We start from the raw sequence: 21,517 nt of genomic DNA on the forward strand, positions 1-21,517 counted from the left end.
AACTGATTTAAAATAAAAAATAGAATCCCGGTTTAGGACGGGATTCATTTTCAACAAAATAAAAAATAAAAAAATGAAAGCAAAAACTAATTTTAATAACCTGACACTTAAAAGCATTCTAATAGTTGCTTTGGTTTGGTTAAGTATTCAGGCGCCAGTCCAGGCACAGGAAGTACTATACACAAAACCTTCGTGGTGGTTTGGTGTGGCTGCTGGAGCCAATTTTAATTTCTATGATGGTTCGACCTATAAATTGAATTCTGATTTTACGCCTCCCGCTACTTTTCATGAAGGTAAAGGTGTTGGATTATTTGTTGCGCCTCTTTTAGAATATCACCTTCCTGATTCACGATTCGGTTTTATGCTGCAAGCCGGATATGACAACCGCAGAGCCAAGTTTGATCAGGTTTTTACTGATTGCGACTGTCCAGCCGATTTAAAAACGAATATTAGTTATATTACAGTAGAACCAAGTTTGCGTTTTGCTCCATTCAAATCTAATTTTTATTTATTTGGAGGTCCACGTCTTGCTTTTAATATGGATAAATCATTCACTTATCAACTGGGAATCAATCCTGCTTTTCCTGATCAGGCTGCAAGTCCAGAAGTAAAAGGTGACTTAAGTGATGTCAAAAAAACAATCATTTCGATGCAAATCGGACTGGGGTATGATTTTCCTCTTTCATCGCAAAACAGCAAAACACAATTTGTACTTTCTCCTTTTGCTTCATTCCATCCTTATTTTGGACAGGATCCGCGTTCTATAGAAACACTGAATATAACAACTATAAGAGCCGGTGTGGCACTTAAATTTGGTCAGGGAAGCCCGATGGATAATGCAGCAGCAATTGCAGAACCTGAAGTTCAGTTTTCAGTTAATGCGCCTGCTAATGGTGCGCCCCAGCGACGTGTACGAGAAGTTTTTCCATTACGAAATTATGTATATTTTAATGCTGGTTCATCTGAAATACCAAGCCGTTACCAACTCCTTAAAAAGGATGAAGTAAAAGACTTTAGGGAAGATCAATTGGAAATGGTAACACCAATCAACCAATCAGGCCGTTCAGAACGACAAATGAATGTGTATTATAATGTTCTCAATATTTTGGGAGACCGTATGATAAAAAATTCTTCAACGACAATTACATTAGTTGGATCGTCTGAACAAGGACCACCGGAAGCTAAGGAAATGGCAGAATCGATCAAATCATATTTAGTGAATACTTTTGGAATTAATTCTTCAAGAATTTCTACAAAAGGGCAGTTAAAGCCAAATATCCCTTCAGAACAACCAGGAGGAACACTTGAATTGGAATTGCTTCGTGAAGGCGACAGAAGAGTTTCAATTGAGAGCAGTTCTCCGGTATTATTGGCAGAGTTTCAAAGTGGTCCTGATGCTAAAACAGCAAATACAGCATCTATGCAGGAAGCGCCAGCAGCAAGTGATGTGGTTTTCGACGCAAAAGGAGCCAATGAAGCTTTCTCTGCATGGTCTGTACAAACTATAGATGAAAATGGAAAAGTGCAATCTTTTGGTCCTTATACTCAGGAAAGTGCGAGCCTGTCCCGTAAATCTATTTTAGGAGACAAAACTGAAGGAGATTATAAAATAATAATGACTGGACAAACTAAAAGTGGTAAGTCTGTAACTAAAGAAACTTCGGCACATATTGTACGTTGGGCCCCGGTTAAGATAGAAGATGGAATCAGATACAGTATTATTTTTGAATTCAATGAATCTACAGCAATTACTATGTATGAAAAATACCTGACAAATGTCGTAGTGCCTAAAATTCCAATGAACGGAACGGTTAATATCCACGGTCATACTGATATTATTGGAGATGATGTCCATAATTCAAAATTGTCTCAGGCACGTGCAAATGAAGTAAAAAGTATTATGGAAGCTGCCTTGACTAAATCGAACAGGACTGATGTGAAATTTGAAGTAACAGGGTATGGTGAAGATTCAGGCCGCTCCCCATTTGATAATAAACATCCTGAGGAACGTGCTTATAACCGTACCGTAATTATTGATATATTTCAAGAATAGTAAATAAGAAATTATTATAATAGTTTAAAGGACAGGTCATAAACCCTGTCCTTTTTTATGCATAAAAACCTCTGAATCAGTTTATAGGTTTTCGGATGTTGTAAAAAAGTCGTTAATTCTTATGGAAAGTAGTGGATTCCATTGTACCTTTGTGCCCGAAACATCAAGAAATAAAGGAGTTGACCTCAGTTCCCTATTGAGGATTTTTGAATTCGAACATTAAAGCGGATTTAAATGATCGAGTAAAAAATCGATACTTCACTTGATTTAAAGTACACATATTATGTCACATAAAGCAGGTTTTGTAAACATCATCGGGAATCCAAACGTTGGAAAATCAACATTGATGAACGCCTTTGTTGGAGAAAGATTATCGATTATTACATCAAAAGCACAAACAACCCGCCACCGTATTCTTGGAATCGTAAATGGTGAAGATTTTCAACTTATATTATCAGATACTCCTGGAATCATCAAACCGGCTTACGAAATGCAGGAATCGATGATGAACTTTGTAAAATCGGCTTTTGAAGATGCAGATATTCTGGTTTACATGGTCGAAATAGGGGAGCAGGATTTAAAAGACGAAGCTTTTTTTAATAAAATCATTCACGCTAAAATTCCGGTTTTGCTATTGCTGAATAAAATCGACAATTCGAATCAGGAACAATTAGAAGAACAGGTAGCTTTTTGGACAGCAAAAGTGCCAAATGCTGAAATTTTCCCAATATCTGCTTTGCAGAATTTTAATGTACCGGAAGTTTTCGGGAGAATCATCGAATTATTGCCGGAATCTCCGGCATATTATCCAAAAGATCAGTTAACAGACAAACCGGAACGTTTTTTCGTTAACGAAACCATTCGTGAGAAAATCTTGCTGAACTACAGTAAAGAGATTCCGTATGCGGTTGAAATCGTAACAGAAGAGTTTTTTGAAGACGAAAAAATCATTAGAATTCGTTCGATTATCATGGTGGAACGTGAAACGCAAAAAGGAATCATTATCGGTCATAAAGGAGCTGCTCTTAAAAAAGTAGGTACAGACGCCCGTGCCGATTTAGAGAAATTCTTCGGGAAACAAATTCATATTGAACTGGTGGTTAAAGTAAATAAAAACTGGAGAAGCAACGCTAATATGTTGAAACGTTTCGGGTATAATCAGTAATGAAGTTTGGGCGTGTCCCAAGGGCCGGGCTGTACACTATATCTTTTGTGGCGAACCCCGCCACAAAAGGATGACGTTTCCATCCCTCACGCATACGAACTAAAAGAACCTTGGTTATTAAATAGAAATTAATGAAAATTAAAAAGATTGTTTTTATAGTAATTTCAGTTTTAGCCTTGGGTTATGGAGGATTAAAAGTTGTAAAAAAAATAAACTTTAATCAAAATTATAAAGTAGGCCAACCACTGGATAGTTTAAATGGGGTAAAAGTATATTACAACGGAGGTGTTGATCATGTTTCTGAAAGAAACGTCACCAAAGATAATTACAACCTTGGACTTAAATATCAGTGTGTTGAATTCGTAAAAAGATATTATTACGAATGTTTAAATCATAAAATGCCTGATGCCTATGGTCATGCAAAGGATTTTTTTGATCCTGAAGTTAAGGATGGTGAATTGAATGTAAAACGAAATTTAATTCAATTTACAAATCCCGGCAAAACAAAACCTGAAGTTGGGGATTTAGTCATTTTTTCGGGATCAGTTTTAAACAGATTTGGACATGTGGCTATAATTTCTAAAGTTTCTCAAAATCAAATTGAGATTATTCAGCAAAATCCAGGACCATTCAGCAGTTCAAGAGAAAATTTTACATTGGAAACTCAAAAGGGAAATTATAAAATAGATAATAACAGATTGTTGGGCTGGCTGAGAAAAGAATAATTAAATTTTTATTGAAATAGCTCCTGAAAAAAGTAGTCGGTTTTCAGTTTAGAGTCACAGTTTTAGCAGTTTTTACTGAATACTTAAAACTGATAACTGCAAACTAAAAAAGACTACCTTTGCAAAAAATTAAAATAAAGCATTTTGGATTCCAAGTGATTAGGTTTTTAGGGAACTAGAAATCTAAAATCTAAAGTCTAAAATCTAAAATTCAAAAAAATGAATAACATTGTTGCGATAGTAGGAAGACCTAATGTAGGGAAATCAACCCTTTTTAATAGGCTGATACAAAGAAGAGAGGCCATTGTGGACTCAGTTTCCGGAGTTACCAGAGACAGGAATTACGGAAAAAGTGAATGGAATGGAAAAGAATTTTCGGTAATTGATACCGGCGGATACATCCGTGGTTCTGATGACGTATTTGAAGGTGAAATTCGCAAACAAGTAGAGCTTGCTATCGATGAGGCTGATGTTATTATTTTTGTGGTTGATGTAGAAGAAGGTATTACACCAATGGATGACGTTGTTGCGCGATTATTGCGTAAAGTGACCAAGCCCGTTTTATTGGCTGTAAATAAGGTTGATAATGCTATGCGTGAAAAAGACGCGCTTGAGTTTTATAATCTTGGTTTAGGTGATTATTATACGTTTGCCAGTATTTCCGGAAGCGGAACCGGAGATTTATTAGATGCTTTAATTGAATCTTTTCCGGTAAAACCTGAACCTGTTCAGGAAGAGGTTGTTTTGCCTCGTTTTGCTGTAGTGGGTCGCCCAAATGCCGGTAAATCCAGTTTTATAAATGCATTGATTGGTAAAGAACGTTTCATGGTTACTGATATTGCAGGAACAACACGTGATGCTATTGATACTAAATTTGACCGTTTTGGTTTTGAATTTAATCTGGTTGATACTGCGGGAATCCGTCGTAAAGCTAAAGTAAAGGAAGATTTAGAATTTTACTCGGTAATGCGTTCAGTTCGTGCAATTGAGCATGCTGATATTTGTATCTTGATTATCGATGCAACCCGTGGATTTGAAGGACAGGATCAGAGTATTTTCTGGCTGGCTGAAAAAAACCGAAAAGGGGTTGTAATTCTTGTAAACAAATGGGATTTGGTTGAAAAAGACACTATGTCTACACGTGATTACGAAGCTAAAATCAGAGAAGAATTAATGCCTTTTACAGATGTGCCAATTTTGTTCGTTTCGGCTTTAACTAAACAGCGTTTGTTGAAAGCATTAGAAGCTACGGTACAGGTTTTTGAAAACAGAAAGCAAAGAATAGCAACTTCTAAATTCAATGAATTTATGTTGAAAGTAATCGAAGCCTATCCACCACCAGCAACAAAAGGGAAATACGTAAAAATTAAATATTGTATGCAGTTGCCAACCTTAACACCTCAGTTTGTGTTTTTTGCCAACATGCCACAATACGTTAAGGAACCTTACAAACGTTATTTAGAAAATAAAATTAGAGAAAATTGGGACTTTTCCGGAGTGCCGATCGATATTTATATCAGAGAGAAATAAATCATAAAAATCCCCAAATATGGGGATTTTTTTATGTCTTTTTTAATTGATTGTGGATTTAGTTCCGCTAAATGGTATCATATTTGAATAAATGTAAAAATCACAATTAAACCTTTTTCTTTTTCAGCAGTCTTACAGTTCTAACTAACTAATTTTATGACCAAATTTTTCTCACTTGTACTACTATTTCTTTTTTGTTATTCGGCCAATGCTCAAAATGACATTACTCTTAAAGGAACCATAATTGATATTAATACACAATTACCACTTGAAATGGCTACTGTTTATTTTACGACAGTAAAAGACTCTACTATAATTGAATATGCTACAACAGATAAAAACGGTTTTTTTAGTATCAACACCAAAAAACACGACAGGCCCGTTTTTTTGAAAGTTAATTATATGGGGTACCAGCCGTATTTTGAAGAGGAGAAAGGACTTCTTGAAAGCAAGGATTTTGGTAAATTGTATTTGCTTGAAAGTGTAAATGCCTTAGATAATGTAATAATCAAAAGTGAAGCGGCTCCAATTACAATGAAAAAGGACACTTTAGAGTTTAACGCTGCTTCATATAAAGTTCGTCCAGACTCCAATGTTGAAACTTTATTGAAACAATTACCGGGAGTTGATGTGGATAATACGGGTAAAATTACGGTAAATGGGAGGGAAGTGACGCAGTTTTTAGTTAACGGAAAAACTTTCTTTGATAAAGATGGTACAATAGCGCTTAAAAACCTGCCGGCAGAAATTATAAAAAAAGTCCAGGTATCTGACTTTAAAACCAAGAAAGAAGAATTAGCCAAACAAGAATCAACTTCAGATTATTCGACAATCAATTTAACTATTGATGAAAAGAAAAATAAAGGTTACTTCGGGAAAGTCCTTGGCGGATATGGTACTGATGATCGCTATGAAAGTAGTCTGATAATGAATTTTTTTAATAACAAACAAAAAATAAGTGTTTTGGCTTCTTCCAATAATATTAACTCTACGGGGTTTTCTATGGATGAGGTCTTTGATAACATGGGTGGAGGAAGAAATAGCAAAGGAGGTAATTCTAACTCATCAGGCGGTAAAGGAATTACTCAATCTAATCTCATTGGACTTAATTATTCGGATGACTGGTCTGAGAATTTGGAAGCTATGGGAAGTTATAATTTTTCGAATACAATTAACAAAAACGCCAGTAAATCAGATCAGATCAGTTTCCTTCCTATGGGAAATATCCTGACAAGCTCAGAATCAAATACAAGAAATGAAAATACGGGCAATAATGTGAATCTTGAATTAGAGTACAAAATCAACCCGACTACCAGAATTGTGTTTACGCCAAAACTCAATCAATCACGATCCAACAATAATTCGGAGTCTTCTACTTTTTCAGAAGATGAAAATGGGCTGGCTTTAAATGAAAGTAGTTCAAAATCATATTCGGAAGGAGCAAATATCAACTTTGGTAACAGTATTAATTTTAATAAAGCTTTTGAGAAGAAATCCCGTAACCTGAGTTTTGTTTTCACAAACAATAATACAAACAGCGATTCAAATGGATTAAATATTTCTGAAACCATGTTTTTTCAAGACGATAAACCAGACGATGTCAGAAATCAAAATACCCGAAACAGCAGTATTAATGAATCTTATTCTGCTGATATTGAATATACTGAACCGGTAACAGATTCGTTGCGAATTAGATTTGGTGCTGATTTTCACTGGGCAAATACAATCAGGGATGAAAAAACATTCGATTTTGATGATGATACGCAATCGTATTCAGATTTGAATGAATCGCTGTCCAATTATACAACTTCACAACAAAACTCGGTAAGTCCTAAAGTGGGTATAACCATGCAAAAAAATAAATATACTTTAAACCTAAATACGAAAACAGCTATTGTTGATTATGACAACCATTCGTTATACCTGGATAACGCAACAGATCTGAATAAAAGATATGCGTTGCCTTTCGGAAATCTACAGGTTCGCTATAAATTTAGCCGTTCAAAAAACCTGGCGTTCAAGTACGATTACAGTAATGCACTGCCTGGTCCAACCCAGTTAATGCCGGTTGTAAATCTGAATAATCCATTAAATACATTGATTGGAAATCCCGATTTAAATCCAATCGAAAAGAATAGTGCAAATCTGAATTTTAAAAATTACGATTTCCGTACACGTTCCGGCTACAGTTTATATATTAAGGGAGATTATTATAATAATGATGTGGTTTCTACCTCCATTTTTGATGACAGCGGTAAACGAACAACCACTTATGTAAATATTTCTGGAACTTATATCGCTTCTGTTGGAGCCAATTGGAATCAATCCATTAAAAAAGATGCACACGTTTTAAGATACGGTTTTGGCATAAATGGCCGTTATTCTTTTGATAAAGGATTTACAAATGATGTTTTATACAATGCAAAAGCTACTGCTGTTTCCCCAAAAGTAAATGTCACCTATGAGTATGGAGATCTTCTGATCATTTCTCCATCCTATGATTTATCCTATAATGAAACTAAATATGAAAATTCTTCAAGAGATGCCACTTCAAATGTAATTCACAGAATCAATTTGCAGACTACAAGTTATTGGCCTCAGAATCTGATTTTTGGAAATGATTTCGGATATACCTATAATTCTAATATTTCAAGCAATTTCAAAAAAGATTTTTACTTATGGAATACTAGTTTATCCTATGGTTTTTTTGATAAAAAAGTCTATGCGAAAGTAAAGGTTTATGATGTGCTGAATCAAAATCTGAGTGCTACAAGAACCATTTCGGCTACTTCAATCCGTGATGAAGAAAATACTGTTTTAAAAAGATATGTTATGTTTTCCCTATCCTATAAAATTGGAAATTTTGCCTCTCTTGAAAAAGAATCAAGGAAAAGACAGAGGTAAATTTGTTCAGAAGATTTAAAGCTTTAAAATAAAATTTGTAAATAAAAAAGCACCAATACCTATGTATGTATTGGTGCTTTTTTATTTTTCAGTATGTCTGTTAATCTTATGATAAAATGTCAATCGAACAATATCCCGATCGTAGAAATCAACTCCGCTTGCCCGGCGCTGAAAGCTTTTCAGATATCCTAACTCTAAAGCGATATTAGGATTATAATGATACCGCAAGGCAGCATAAATACGATTTTGGTCAAAAGTATTTTTCTTATTATCTTTTCCAAAATTAAACATGATTTCGTCAGAAATAGTTCCTTTTAAGCTTTTCTTTTCTTTCTCCCATAGTGTAAAAGTAGATTGTAACCTGTATCGGAAACGAAGAGAAAAAGAAAATTCATCTAATAATTCGGTTTTACCTGCCTTTTGAATAAACCGTTCTTCAACCTGAAAACGATTATGAAATGTTATTTTGGTGATATCATTTATAAAGGTAATGTCTTGTTGCCCACGATATTCAGGAGTTGAAAAGTCAGGATCTGCATGCGGGTTTTGCGTATTGACATTAAAATACACAAAACCACCGCCTAAATCTATAGTTTTGTTGGCTCGATATCGAGCCTGGGCCCTTAGAACGAATAAATTTTGGTGAACAGGATTTAGAAAACTACGATTGTCAATTTCCGAATGAAGTGCCCACTTTTCTGTTAAAGGCAAAATATTATAATATCGTATCCAGGTTAAGGTTTGCTGGTCAGTGCTTTTTTTGGTCTGAGAAAATCCAGTCTGACTTGCAAACGCTAAAAAAATAACTAATCTGAGAATCTTCATCAGGTTTATATAAATTCAAGCTGCGAATATATGCAAATGAGAAGAGATTTATAGAAAAGTAATCTTGATTTTAAATTGCGATTGGATTCTATTTTGTGATTAAATTGAAAGGGAAGTATGCAGAAAACGAGATACATTCTTAAAAGTGTATCTCGTTTAGCTTACTTCTGCCTAACCAATTATTTTTGTTCGCTTATAACGAATATTTCAATGTAATTCCGTAAGTTCTCTGATCACCTAATACAGCTGCATATTGACCTGAATTTCCACCGGCAGGCAATAATTGTTCATAATAATCTTTGTTTAAAAGATTACGTCCCCAGATTTGAATAGATAAACCTTGCGATGTACGGAAACCTAAACGGCCGTTAAATATTGCATAACCGTCAACCACTAAATATTTTGAAGCTGAAGGGCTTGATGAGAATTCAGAACGGGCATAAGAGTCAAGACCAATAAAAACTTTACCGGCATTTCCGAAGAATTGGGCTTTATCAGAAAGCTCTCCTCCTAAAGATCCTGCCCATTTTGAGGCACCAGGCAAATCAGTTCCCGAGACATCTTTATAGGCTACAGAAGATCCGGTTTCTTCCAAAGGAAGTGGTGCATTAGTAAATTTAACATATTTACCGTCTGTATAAGTGGCAGCTCCATTTATGGTCAGGTGACTGCTAACTACAAAACTGGCATCCAGTTCCGCACCTCTTACTCGTACTTTATCTGCATTGGCAAGATAGCCGCGGTTTACACCCAATTCGGCAGCCTGAACATTGGTTTGAAAATCTTTGATATCTGTATTAAAGAATGTCAGATTGAATATTGCGTTTTTAAAAGGAGAAGTTTTTACTCCAATTTCATAGTGATTTACTTTTTCCGGTTTAATTACTGCCAGATCAAGTAATGGTTCACCGGCTGAATTACTTGGAAGTCCGGCTACATTCACACCAACTGGTTTGTAACTTTTTGCATAAGTGGCATAAGCATTGATTTTGTCTGAAGCTTTAAAAGACACTGTTATATTTCCTGAGAAATCAGTATTATCAGTATTTGATGTAAAAGCCTGATCAGTATAAACCAGTTTTTTCAGGGCAAGCAATTCCGGATCAGTAGTTTGAAGACCTCCGTATGTTGTACGGCTGTAATCTGCATCTTTCTTGTCAAAATTATATCTTAAACCCGGTAATATATGCAAACGTTCTGTTACCGCCCAATCCAATTGACCAAATACTGCTGCACTGGATGCTCTTATGCGGGCATCAGTTTTTATACCATATCCTTCAAAAAGACCTGGGGTTTTCCATAGATTACTTGTTGTACTTTGTGAAAATCTCCATTGTGCATTCCCTGATTCTTCAGTTCCATTTGTTTGTGATGTCTGATCAATAAAAAATACTCCTGCTACACCGCTCAAATTAGATGCAAGCTGACCAGCATAACGAACTTCTTGGGTAATCTGTGTTTGTCTTGTAGGGTTTTGCGATTTTGCAAGTACTTGTAATCCTGTAAAATCCCTGTCATTTGATGGGGCCCAATTCCAAAAACGCCATGCGGTAGTTGAAGTAAGAGTTCCATTTCCAATTTTTGTATCAATATTTAGAGAAACACCTCCCATGTCTTGTCCTGAACGCCATGGTGTATCCTGGTCAATTTTACGATCAAATGCATTCTGGCTTGGAAGCTGGTAATTCAAATCAGCAATAATTGCGTCAAATTGACGGTAAGCTGCTCTTTTTGTTGGAGCAATACCAGCAATAACCTGAGCATATCCATCCGGACGCTGAGTTGTTATATCTGCAGCAAATATAATATTAGTGTTTTCTGATGGCGTGTAAAGCAATTGCCCTCTGATACCTTGATTGTTAAGTGTGTTTGTAGCTCTTCCTGTTGCAACATTGTCAACTAAACCATCACGTTGTGTACCGGAAAAAGAGATACGGCCTGCTATTTTTTTACCCAAAGCACCAGTAACAGAAGCTTTGGCTTGTAGAAACGCATAATTTCCATAACTCAGTTCAAAGTCTGCACCTGAAGTAAAACTTGGCTTGCGGGTTGTAATGTTAAAGGTACCGGAAGTGGTGTTTTTACCAAATAGAGATCCTTGTGGGCCACGCAGCACCTCAATTTGTTCTACATCAATAAAATCAAGCGTTGTTGCAGCCGGACGGGCATAATATACACCGTCTACATAGAAACCAACACCAGGATCGATACCATCATTAGTAAGCCCGAAAGGAGAACCCAGGCTTCGGATGTTAATTCCTGTGTTTCTTGGATTTGATGAATACAACTGAACAGATGGTACAAGTTCTTTTATACGGTTAACGTTGAAAGCACCGGCTTGCTCAGCTTGTTTACCAGTTATTACAGATACAGCGATTGGTACGTCCTGAACTTTTTCTATTCTGCGTCGGGAGGAAACAACAACTTCAATAAGAGCATTTTCTTCGTTAAGCGTTATCTGTACCGGAGCTGTCGGTAAATCAATGAATTCTAATTGGGTAGTCTTATATCCTGCATATTGAAATAAAAGTGTCAAAGGAAGTTTCGCCTGAGTGTCTATGCTAAATTTTCCGCTTGCATCAGTTGTTACGTTAAAAGTTGTTCCTTTTATTATCACATTCGCTGCTTCTAAAGGAATGTTCTGATTATTTGTTACTACACCTTCAATGTTTTGTGCAAATGAAATAGAGAATGTTAAAACAAGTATTGTTGTAAATATATTTTTTATAGATGTTTTCATTTTTATATTAAGTATATGTAATTAGTAGAATTTAAATTAAATTTTTTTACTAACACATACACATCATAAATGAGGGTTTTTTCACTGTAGTGAAATTTGTATTATTATTTTTTTGCAAAAGATTTTTTGATGTACCAGATTTACTTAATTGTACTTTCATGAGATTAAATTTTATAAGTATATGTTAATTATTTTTCAAATATATACAAGTTCTATAAACATAGTAGAATATAAAGAATATTTTTTTTACTTTTTTATTAATGAGGCGATAGTAATGTTTTGCATAGCTTTTAAAGTTTCATCCCGAATAATTATGAGACCGTGACGCAGACTGCATTCATCCTCGGTTTTGCAGTCAGAGCAGGGCTCGTAAAAATTTAAGGAAGCACATGGTAAAAGTGCAATTGCGCCATCAAACAGACGGTGAATTTCAGCTAAGGTAATGTCGTTTTTTGATTTTATCAGATAATATCCGCCAAATTTACCCTGCTTACTGCTTACAAAACGCCCTCGTTTTAGATCCAATAAAATTTGCTCTAAAAATTTTTTAGGGATGTTGGCTCCATCAGCAATTTCTATGGTTTTAGAGATGTGGTTTGCATCTTGTTCTGCTAAATAAAGTAAGGCCTTTAGGGCATATTTCGCTTTATGTGATAACATTTATATTGAATTATAAATTGTAAATTATTAGTTTGAAACAAAAAAAGACAGAAACATTAGAGCTACCAGCTTCCTCCGGAGCCCCCTCCAGAAAATCCACCACCGCCGAAACCACCACCAAAACCTCCGCCGCCAAAACCACCACCTGATGATCCACCGCCGAAACCTCCAAAGCCACTTCCGCCGCTTCTTCCCAGATTACTCAAAATTATCACATCGAGCAGACTAGGACCTCCACCACTATTGTTGCCTGAATTTCCTCCACCTCCTCTTTTATTACGAGAAATTAAAATTAATACAATAACAGCAATAATAATAAAGGGCAGTATCGGGAAGTTTTTTCCTTTGGTTTGCTTGCGTTCACCTTTATATTTTCCAGTAAAAACGTCAAAAAGTGCATCAGCACCCTTATCCAAACCGCGGTAATAGCTTCCGGCTTTAAACTCCGGAATAATAATATTTCGGGTAATTTCGCCTCCAATGCCTGCAGTTAAACGATCTTCAAGACCATAACCAGGGGAAATCCATATTTTTCTTTCGGTTTTAGCCAGTAAAATTAAAACCCCATTATCTTCTTTAGCCTGACCGATTCCCCATTGGTGTGCCCATTTTGGAGTAAGAATTCCAATATCTTCACCTTTCAGGCTTTCAATCGTGATTACCACAATTTGTGTAGAAGTAGAATCTGAATACCGAATTAGTTTTTCTTCAAGCTGTGTTTTTTCAGTTGCACTTAAAACATTGCCGTAGTCATAAACCGAAGTTTGAAGACTAGGCTTCTTCGGAATGTCAAATTGCGCAAAAATAATAGTACAAGTAAAAAATGTAAGCAGTAAAAAGGTAAATTGAAAAATTCCTTTTGAATTTGATGTTTTGTTTTTGGAAATGTTCATTATTTATCCTTTTGAGATTTCGTTTGATAATTCATTTGTGTCACCTTCAGACCAAGGAAAATGTTTTTTCAATTGCTCACCTGCATTTAAAATACCGTCAACAATGCCTTGTTTAAAATTTCCTGATTTAAATTGTTCTGCCATTTTATCTTTGGTACAATCCCAAAAATCCGGTGCAACAACATCATTGATGCCTTTATCTCCACAAATGACAAAATTTTTATCGGCAACGGCAAAATAAAATAAAACGCCGTTTTGAAGTTGCGTTTCATCCATTTTTAATTCATGGAATACTTCTAAAGCCCTGTCAAAATGAACTTTATCAGTAGTTTTTTCTATATGGACCCTAATTTCGCCAGAAGTATTTTTTTCGGCCATGCGAATAGCTTCCACAATTTCCTGCTCTTCTTCTTTGCTTAAAAAATCTTCTACTTTTGACATTGAAATTATTTTTAAATGAAAATTAATTCTTGTTTGAAATATATTCAAACAAGAATTAATCATTAGTTTATTAAAGCTTATTTCGTTCTCTAAAACCGATTTACAAACTTCTAAGATCTTAGAAGTCTAATGATCTGATTTTAGAATTTTACTTCAACTGGTTTGTCGGCACCGGCTACAGCTTCAAAATATGGTTTTTCTTTATATTCGCTCAGAAACCATTTGTTAGGAATCTTTAAAACATAACCATTATAAGTTAGAACTGCTTCGTTAAAACGGGTTCTTGCCGTTAATATTTGGTTTTCAGTACTTGCCAATTCGTCTTGTAACTTTAAGAAATTTTCATTTGCTTTTAAAGTAGGATATTGTTCTACCGTAACCAATAATCTTGATAATGATGAAGATACGCCGCTTTGGGCCTGGTTAAATTGTGCTAATTGCTCCGGAGTAACATTTGCTGGATCAATAGTTACGGATGTTGCCTTTGCACGGGCTTCAATTACTGCTGTTAAAGTAGATTTTTCAAAATCAGCCGCTCCTTTTACCGTATTGACTAGATTTCCTATAAGGTCATTTCTTCTTTGGTATGCAGTATTAACATTTCCCCATTCTTTATTAACAGCCTGACTGTGTTGTAAAGCAGTATTTTTAATTCCAATTGACCAAAATGCTATAATAGCAATTAGTGCAACAATAATTCCTACGGGGATTAACCATTTTTTCATGTCTTTTTATTTAAGTTTATTTATAAAATTTATTTTAATTACAATTCGTTTTTGATGTCTGTCAACTGTGTTTTTATGGTCTCTAATTTACGTATTATTTCGAATTTATCTAATGTTTTCTTTTGTCCTTCTTTCAAATGAATCTTGGCACCTTCAAGAGTAAAACCGCGCTCTTTGACCAAATGATAAATTAATTGCAGATTCGTTATGTCATCAGGCGTAAACATTCTGTTGCCTTTTGCATTCTTCTTGGGTTTTAAAATATCAAATTCGCTGTCCCAAAATCTGATTAAAGAGGCATTGACATTAAAGGCTTTGGCAACTTCGCCAATGCTGTAATATCTTTTATCTTTTGAAAGTTCAATATGCATACTGTTTACTTTACTATAATTTATTTATGGCTTAATATTTTTATATTAGTCCAAAGATTGATTTTCCTGATTGGCTAATTTTGATATAGCCACATACTCTTCCGCTGACATATTTCCGTAATAGAAATTAAGTGGATTAACTACTTTGCCATCTTTATGAACCTCATAATGGCAATGTGGCCCTTCTGATCTTCCGGTGCTTCCTACGTAACCAATAATATCACCGCGTTTAACATGTTGACCCGCCCTGCAATTATACTTGCTTAAATGGGCATATAAACTTTCATATCCAAAACCATGTCGAATTACAATATGATTGCCATATCCTGAAGCCGAATTGTCAGCTCTTGCTATAATACCGTCACCTGTTGCATATATTGGTGATCCTGTATTGGCTGCAAAATCCATTCCGTTATGCATTTTACGTACTTTGGTAAAAGGATCTATTCTGTATCCGAAACCGGATGCCATTTGTTTTAAATTCTCATTACGAACGGGTTGTATAGCCGGAACTGCTAATAATAAATTTTTCTTGGCACTGGCTAATTTTAAAATCTCATCTAATGATTGAGACTGAATGGCCAATTGTTTTGATAATTTGTCAATTCGTTTAGTAGTATTCAGGACTAATTTCGAATTGTTATAACCTTCCAGATCCTTATATCTTTTCATATCCCTGAAACCAGCTTTACGGATCGAATCCTGAATTTCCGAACGGTTAAAATAAACCCTGTATATGTTATTATCTCTATTTTGAAGAGCTTCGGTTACATCATCAATCTGATCCATTTTTTTGTTTAAAATAGCATATTGCAATTTCAGATTTTCAATTTCGCGTGCCTGTAGACGATCTTTGGGGGTTTCAAAGTACGGTGTATTGATTAAAACTACAAAAACCAAAAATCCAAATAACGCAGAAGCTACTAAAAACAGAATTGCAAACCCCAATTTTGTTCGCTTTTTAGTCTTTATTTTTTTATAGGCCAGATTTTCTGAATCGTAATAATATTTTACTTTCGCCATATTTTAAAATACCCTATTTTTGCACACTGTAAAAAATGTTAGTCGAACAAATTTAATAAATGTTTCAGTTGTTCGAAGCTTTTTTCAATAATAAAAAAACAATTAGATAATTGAGTCAATTAGATGATTTGATAATGCGGTAATTAGGTAATTATTGTTATAAGGTTATAATTTTTATTATCACATTATCAAAATTGGCACATTCTCTAATTGGCAAATTATCACATTTTCAATTGACACATTTTCTAATTAGATATGAAATCACAAGACGTACGTAAACAATTTTTAGACTTTTTTCAGAGTAAAGGACATTTAATTGTGCCATCGGCACCAATTGTTCTTAAAGATGACCCAACACTAATGTTCAATAATTCGGGAATGGCCCAGTTTAAAGAATATTTTTTAGGAAACGGAACGCCAAAAAGTAAAAGAATAGCCGATACGCAAAAATGTCTTCGTGTTTCAGGAAAACATAACGATCTTGAAGATGTAGGTTTTGATACGTATCACCATACCATGTTTGAGATGCTTGGTAACTGGTCTTTTGGGGATTATTTCAAAAAAGAAGCCATCAACTGGGCATGGACTTTATTGACAGAAGTATATAAAATTCCAAAAGAAAATCTGTATGTTTCTGTTTTTGAAGGAAGCAAAGAAGATAACGTTCCTTTTGATCAGGAAGCCTGGGATATCTGGAAAACATTAATCGATGAAGACCGAATTATTCTTGGAAACAAAAAAGATAATTTCTGGGAAATGGGCGATCAGGGACCATGCGGGCCATGTTCTGAAATTCACGTTGATTTACGTCCTGAATCTGAAAAAGCTTTGGCTTCAGGAAAAAGTCTGGTAAACAACGACCACCCGCAAGTAGTGGAAATCTGGAATAATGTATTTATGGAATTCAACCGTAAGGCTGATGGATCTTTAGAAAAACTTCCTGCACAGCACGTTGATACCGGAATGGGATTTGAGCGTTTGTGTATGGCATTACAGGGGAAAACTTCGAACTATGATACCGATGTTTTTACACCGCTTATCGAAAAAGTAGAACAGATTACAGGTTTAAAGTATACTTCTGATGAAGTAAAAAACATCAGTGAAGAACAAAATAAAACCAATATTGCGATTCGGGTGGTTGTTGATCATGTGCGTGCTGTAGCGTTTGCAATTGCCGACGGGCAATTACCATCAAACACAGGGGCAGGTTATGTAATTCGAAGAATTTTACGTCGTGCTATTCGCTACGGATTTACATTTCTTAATACGAAAGAGCCATTTATCAATAGACTGGTTGAAGTATTAGCCAGTCAAATGGGCGAATTTTTCCCGGAAATCAAATCGCAGCAACAATTGGTTACGAATGTAATTCGTGAAGAAGAGGCTTCGTTTTTAAGAACGCTTGATCAGGGATTACAATTATTGGATAATGTAATTGCTCAAACCAAAGGAGAGGTTGTCTCAGGAGCAAAAGCATTTGAATTGTACGATACTTTCGGATTTCCAAAAGATTTAACGGCTTTAATTCTAAAAGAAAAAGGAATGTCTTTTAACGAAGCGGAATTTGATGCATCAATGCAGGAACAAAAAAAACGTTCACGTGCAGCTTCAGAAGTTTCAACAGAAGACTGGTCGGTTTTGATTCCCGGAAATGTAGAAACATTTGTGGGTTACGACCAAACAGAAAATGATGTAAAGATTACAAGAATCCGTAAAGTTGATTCTAAAAAAGACGGAATTCTTTATCAAATTGTTTTAGACAATACACCTTTTTATCCAGAGGGCGGTGGGCAAGTTGGCGATAAAGGAACTTTAGTCTCGGCAAATGAAACGATCGAAATCATCGATACAAAAAAAGAAAACAACTTGATTTTGCATTTTGCAAAACAGTTACCGGAGAATATTGAAGCTGGTTTTACAGCAAAAGTCAATACTGATTTAAGGAGTTCAACATCTAAAAATCACTCAGCTACGCATTTAATGCATTTGGCATTAAGAAACCTGCTTGGAACTCACGTAGAACAAAAAGGTTCGTTGGTGAACCCAAATTATCTGCGTTTTGACTTTTCGCATTTTTCTAAAGTTTCTGATGAAGAATTACGTCAGGTTGAAGCAAGTGTAAATGCGCAAATCGAGGCACAATTACAATTGGCAGAACACAGAAATATTCCAATTAAAGAAGCTTTGGATAAAGGTGCAATGGCTTTGTTTGGAGAAAAATATGGCGATAATGTCCGCATGATTGAATTTGGCGAAAGCAAAGAGCTTTGCGGTGGAATTCACGTGAAAAACACGGCCGAAATCTGGCATTTCAAAATTATTTCTGAAGGTGCAGTGGCAGCCGGAATCCGTCGTATTGAAGCAATTACTGGTGATGCAGTGAAAAATTTCTATAAAAATCAAGAGCATACTTTATCTGAAATAAAAGAAACATTAAAAAATCCGCAGGATATTTTAAAATCTGTGGCTTCTTTACAGGATGATAATGCGAAGTTAAAAAAACAAATTGAGCAATTATTAAAAGAAAAAGTCGGCACTCTGAAAACGGAATTGGAGAAAGATTTTCAAGAAGTAAACGGAGTAAACTTTCTGGCAAAACAAGTAGATTTAAGCATGGCATCAACTAAAGAGCTGGCTTCAGCTTTAGGGACCTCAAAAGCGGATTCATTTGTATTCTTAGCTTCGATTGAAGATGGTTTGCCAAATATTCACTGTTATATAGCTAAAGAATTAGTTGCGTCGAAAAGCTTAAATGCGAACACAGTAATCAAAGAATTAGGAAAATATATTGAAGGAAATGGGGGAGGGCAGCCTTTCTTCGCTTCCGGAAAAGGTAAAAATGTAAATGGAATTGCTGAAGCTTTAATTCGCGCAATTGACTTTGTCAAATAATTATTTAAGAATGCTTTAAAAGGTTTTTTTATATTTCGCGCAAAGACGCAGAGTCGCAAAGTTTTTAAAATGCTTTGCGACTTTTTTTAGTTATGATGTTTTATTTTTGTAGGTTTATGCTTTAATTTTTTAAATATGACTGAAAATGAAATTTCAGCTATCGTAGTAGATATCTGTTACAAAATGCATGTAAAACTTGGTCCTGGTTTATTAGAATCGGTTTATGAAGCAATTTTATATTACGAATTAACTAAAAAAGGATTATTTGTTGAAAGGCAAAAAACACTTCCCGTTGTTTGGGATGAAATTAAACTTGATATTGGTTTTCGAACCGATTTAATAATTGAGAATAAGTTGATTTTAGAAATTAAATCAATTGAAAAAATAACAGAAGTTCATGCCAAACAAATTATGACATATTTGAAAATTACAAAAATGAAATTGGGTTTGCTAATAAATTTTAATGTGCCACTGATTAAATTTGGTATTACAAGAATAGTTAATAATCTTTAAATCTTATAAAAAATATTTAGTAAAAGAATCAAGTCAAAAACTTTGCGACTCTGCGCCTTTGCGCGATTAAAAAAACACTTATTTACGCTCCCCAATCTGTTGACGCCACATAGCGTAATACAATCCTTTTTCAAGAATTAAATCTTCATGTTTACCTTGCTCGATAATTTTTCCTTGTTCTAATACAAATATCTTATCAGCATGCATAACGGTAGATAAGCGATGGGCTATTAAAACGGTGATTCTGTTTTTGTCTGATATATTTCTAATCGTCGCGTTAATTTCTTCCTCTGTAATAGAATCCAAAGCAGAGGTTGCTTCATCAAAAATCAATAGGTTTGGATTTCTTAAAATAGCACGGGCGATTGATAAACGCTGCTTTTCTCCACCTGAAACTTTAATTCCGCCTTCACCAATTGTGGTATTTAGACCGTCTTCGGCACGAATTAATAATTTTTCGCAACTTGCCCTTTTTAGTGCATCGAGCAAATCTTCGTCGGTTGCATTTGGCTTAACAAACAATAAATTTTCACGAATAGTTCCTGAAAATAATTGCGCATCTTGCGTTACAAATCCTAATTGTTTTCTTAGATCCAGTAAATCAATTTCAGTTGAATCAATATTATTATAAAGTACATGGCCTTCTGCAGGAGTATACAACCCAACCAATAATTTTACTAAGGTTGTTTTTCCAGAACCTGATGGCCCAACAAAAGCGACCGTTTCTCCTTGTCTAATATCAAAATTTATGTTTTCAACCGCTTTAAATTTGGCTGTTTTATGTTGAAAGCTGACGTTCGAAAAAAGCAGCGACTGGATAGCACCAATATGTTTAGGGTTTTTTGGGCGGAATTCTTTCGGGGCACTCAATAAGGTTTTGAAATTTTCCATTGATACCTTTGTTTCATTTAAAGTGATAATAAAATTCCCCAATTCCTGTAAAGGCCCAAAAATGAAGAAAGTAAAAAAGACCATCGTCAGCAAATCACCTATAATAATCTTATCTCCAAACAAGAAATAATATAAAGTAAAAACGACGCAGGTTCTTAAAAAATGAACTGTCGTTCCCTGAATAAAACTCAAACTTCTGATAAAGCGTACTTTCTGTAATTCAAACTGTAAAATTTTAAAGGTATTGAGATTCAGACGTTTTTCTTCCTGATAAGTAAGTCCCAAACTTTTTACCAATTCAATGTTTCTTAAACTCTCCGTTGTAGATCCTGCAAGTGCATTAGTTTGATTAACTATTTTTCGGGAAACAATTTTTATTTTTTTGCCCAGATAAGAACTTACCAAAGCGATAATGGGAGCTGTAATTAAAAAGATAATCGAAATTCGGTAATCAATCCGGGCGATGTACACAATTACAAATATAAACCCAATGATGGTCTGAAAGATTAGGGAAATTGAAAGCGTAATTAATTTTTCAGAATCAGAGCGTACCTTGGTTAATTTGCTTAAAGTTTCACCACTGCGCTGGTCTTCGAATTCCGCAAATGGCAAATCGAGTGATTTTTTAATTCCGTCAGTATACATTTGAGCCCCGGTTCGCTGAATAACGACATTGGTAAAATAATCCTGAAAATTTTTGGTAATTCTCGAAATCATCGCAGCTCCAAGCGAAAGGCCAAGCCAGAATGATAATGATTTGATGAACGCCATTTCATTCCCTTTGTATTTATAGAGACCAACGCCACAATCCTGCATTAATTTACCGGTAATTATAGAGTCTGATAAACTGAAACAGATATTTATAGTAGCCATAATCAAAGCAAAAAACAACAACATTTTATGTTTGACGATGTAAGAATATAATAATTTCATATGTGGGATTTAATTTATGGAAGATGCAAAAGTAGTGAATAGATTGGGTTTGTAAAATCGATAGAGGGAATAAAAATTTTAAAAATGGAGTTATATTAATCAATTGAATTTTTCAAGGCTTTGCATCGGGGTAATTCATTTGTATTGGTTATTTATTCAATTAGTGATTTATATTTCGAAAAGTGTACATGTGTTTTTTATAGCGATTTATCACTATGAAGAATAAATAACAT

General features: G+C 34.8%; 16 protein-coding genes. 7 read left to right on the forward strand and 9 right to left on the reverse strand.

What is annotated here, in order from left to right; translation table 11 throughout:
• Positions 1 to 73: 73 nt before the first annotated feature.
• From J2W48_RS07035 to J2W48_RS07055, 5 genes are all read left to right on the forward strand, one after another.
• A complete protein-coding gene (locus J2W48_RS07035; RefSeq protein WP_310279778.1) occupies positions 74 to 2,053 on the forward strand; it encodes an OmpA family protein in 1,980 nt (659 codons plus the stop codon).
• A gap of 283 nt (positions 2,054 to 2,336) precedes the next feature.
• A complete protein-coding gene (gene era / locus J2W48_RS07040) occupies positions 2,337 to 3,218 on the forward strand; it encodes a GTPase Era (protein ID WP_056194996.1) in 882 nt (293 codons plus the stop codon).
• 131 nt (positions 3,219 to 3,349) lie between these two features.
• Positions 3,350 to 3,943 carry a CHAP domain-containing protein gene (locus J2W48_RS07045; RefSeq protein WP_310279781.1) on the forward strand — a complete coding sequence of 198 codons (594 nt, stop codon included), beginning with the start codon at positions 3,350 to 3,352 and terminating at the stop codon, positions 3,941 to 3,943.
• A 219-nt stretch (positions 3,944 to 4,162) separates the two neighbouring features.
• Positions 4,163 to 5,473, forward strand: coding sequence for a ribosome biogenesis GTPase Der (der, locus tag J2W48_RS07050; protein ID WP_310279783.1), 1,311 nt, complete (start codon positions 4,163 to 4,165; stop codon positions 5,471 to 5,473).
• A 156-nt stretch (positions 5,474 to 5,629) separates the two neighbouring features.
• Positions 5,630 to 8,377 carry an outer membrane beta-barrel protein gene (locus tag J2W48_RS07055; protein ID WP_310279785.1) on the forward strand — a complete coding sequence of 916 codons (2,748 nt, stop codon included), beginning with the start codon at positions 5,630 to 5,632 and terminating at the stop codon, positions 8,375 to 8,377.
• 81 nt (positions 8,378 to 8,458) lie between these two features.
• On the opposite strand, the gene J2W48_RS07060 is transcribed toward J2W48_RS07055, so the two are convergent.
• The 8 genes from J2W48_RS07060 to J2W48_RS07095 form a co-directional block, all read right to left on the reverse strand.
• Positions 8,459 to 9,202 (reverse strand): DUF2490 domain-containing protein, encoded by a 744-nt coding sequence (locus tag J2W48_RS07060; RefSeq protein ID WP_310279787.1) that lies wholly within the window; start codon positions 9,200 to 9,202, stop codon positions 8,459 to 8,461.
• A gap of 193 nt (positions 9,203 to 9,395) precedes the next feature.
• Positions 9,396 to 11,942, reverse strand: a complete 2,547-nt coding sequence (locus J2W48_RS07065) for a TonB-dependent receptor (RefSeq protein WP_310279789.1) — start codon at positions 11,940 to 11,942, stop codon at positions 9,396 to 9,398.
• Positions 11,943 to 12,188: 246 nt separating this feature from the next.
• Entirely contained in the window at positions 12,189 to 12,602 is a 414-nt protein-coding gene (locus tag J2W48_RS07070; RefSeq protein WP_310279790.1) for an RrF2 family transcriptional regulator, read from the reverse strand.
• Between the two features lie 62 nt (positions 12,603 to 12,664).
• Positions 12,665 to 13,495: a TPM domain-containing protein gene (locus J2W48_RS07075; protein ID WP_310279792.1), complete on the reverse strand. Its 831-nt coding sequence runs from the start codon at positions 13,493 to 13,495 to the stop codon at positions 12,665 to 12,667.
• Positions 13,496 to 13,498: 3 nt separating this feature from the next.
• Positions 13,499 to 13,936: a TPM domain-containing protein gene (locus J2W48_RS07080; protein ID WP_310279793.1), complete on the reverse strand. Its 438-nt coding sequence runs from the start codon at positions 13,934 to 13,936 to the stop codon at positions 13,499 to 13,501.
• Positions 13,937 to 14,076: 140 nt separating this feature from the next.
• The gene (locus tag J2W48_RS07085) at positions 14,077 to 14,661 is read right to left on the reverse strand and encodes a LemA family protein (protein WP_310279794.1); all 585 of its coding nucleotides are present in this window, start codon (positions 14,659 to 14,661) and stop codon (positions 14,077 to 14,079) included.
• A gap of 38 nt (positions 14,662 to 14,699) precedes the next feature.
• A complete protein-coding gene (locus J2W48_RS07090) occupies positions 14,700 to 15,032 on the reverse strand; it encodes a MerR family transcriptional regulator (RefSeq protein WP_310279795.1) in 333 nt (110 codons plus the stop codon).
• A gap of 45 nt (positions 15,033 to 15,077) precedes the next feature.
• Positions 15,078 to 16,055 carry a M23 family metallopeptidase gene (locus tag J2W48_RS07095; RefSeq protein ID WP_310279797.1) on the reverse strand — a complete coding sequence of 326 codons (978 nt, stop codon included), beginning with the start codon at positions 16,053 to 16,055 and terminating at the stop codon, positions 15,078 to 15,080.
• A 255-nt stretch (positions 16,056 to 16,310) separates the two neighbouring features.
• On the opposite strand from J2W48_RS07095, the gene alaS reads away from it, so the two are divergent.
• Both alaS and J2W48_RS07105 read left to right on the forward strand, forming a co-directional pair.
• Positions 16,311 to 18,947 (forward strand): alanine--tRNA ligase, encoded by a 2,637-nt coding sequence (alaS, locus tag J2W48_RS07100; RefSeq protein WP_310279798.1) that lies wholly within the window; start codon positions 16,311 to 16,313, stop codon positions 18,945 to 18,947.
• A gap of 135 nt (positions 18,948 to 19,082) precedes the next feature.
• The gene (locus tag J2W48_RS07105; protein WP_310279800.1) at positions 19,083 to 19,460 is read left to right on the forward strand and encodes a GxxExxY protein; all 378 of its coding nucleotides are present in this window, start codon (positions 19,083 to 19,085) and stop codon (positions 19,458 to 19,460) included.
• Between the two features lie 78 nt (positions 19,461 to 19,538).
• Here the strand turns inward: J2W48_RS07105 and J2W48_RS07110 are convergent, their stop codons facing one another.
• Positions 19,539 to 21,284, reverse strand: a complete 1,746-nt coding sequence (locus J2W48_RS07110; RefSeq protein WP_310279802.1) for an ABC transporter ATP-binding protein — start codon at positions 21,282 to 21,284, stop codon at positions 19,539 to 19,541.
• Positions 21,285 to 21,517: the final 233 nt, after the last annotated feature.

The sequence above is a fragment of the Flavobacterium piscis genome (assembly GCF_031457575.1).
Classification (GTDB): Bacteria; Bacteroidota; Bacteroidia; order Flavobacteriales; family Flavobacteriaceae; genus Flavobacterium; species Flavobacterium piscis_A.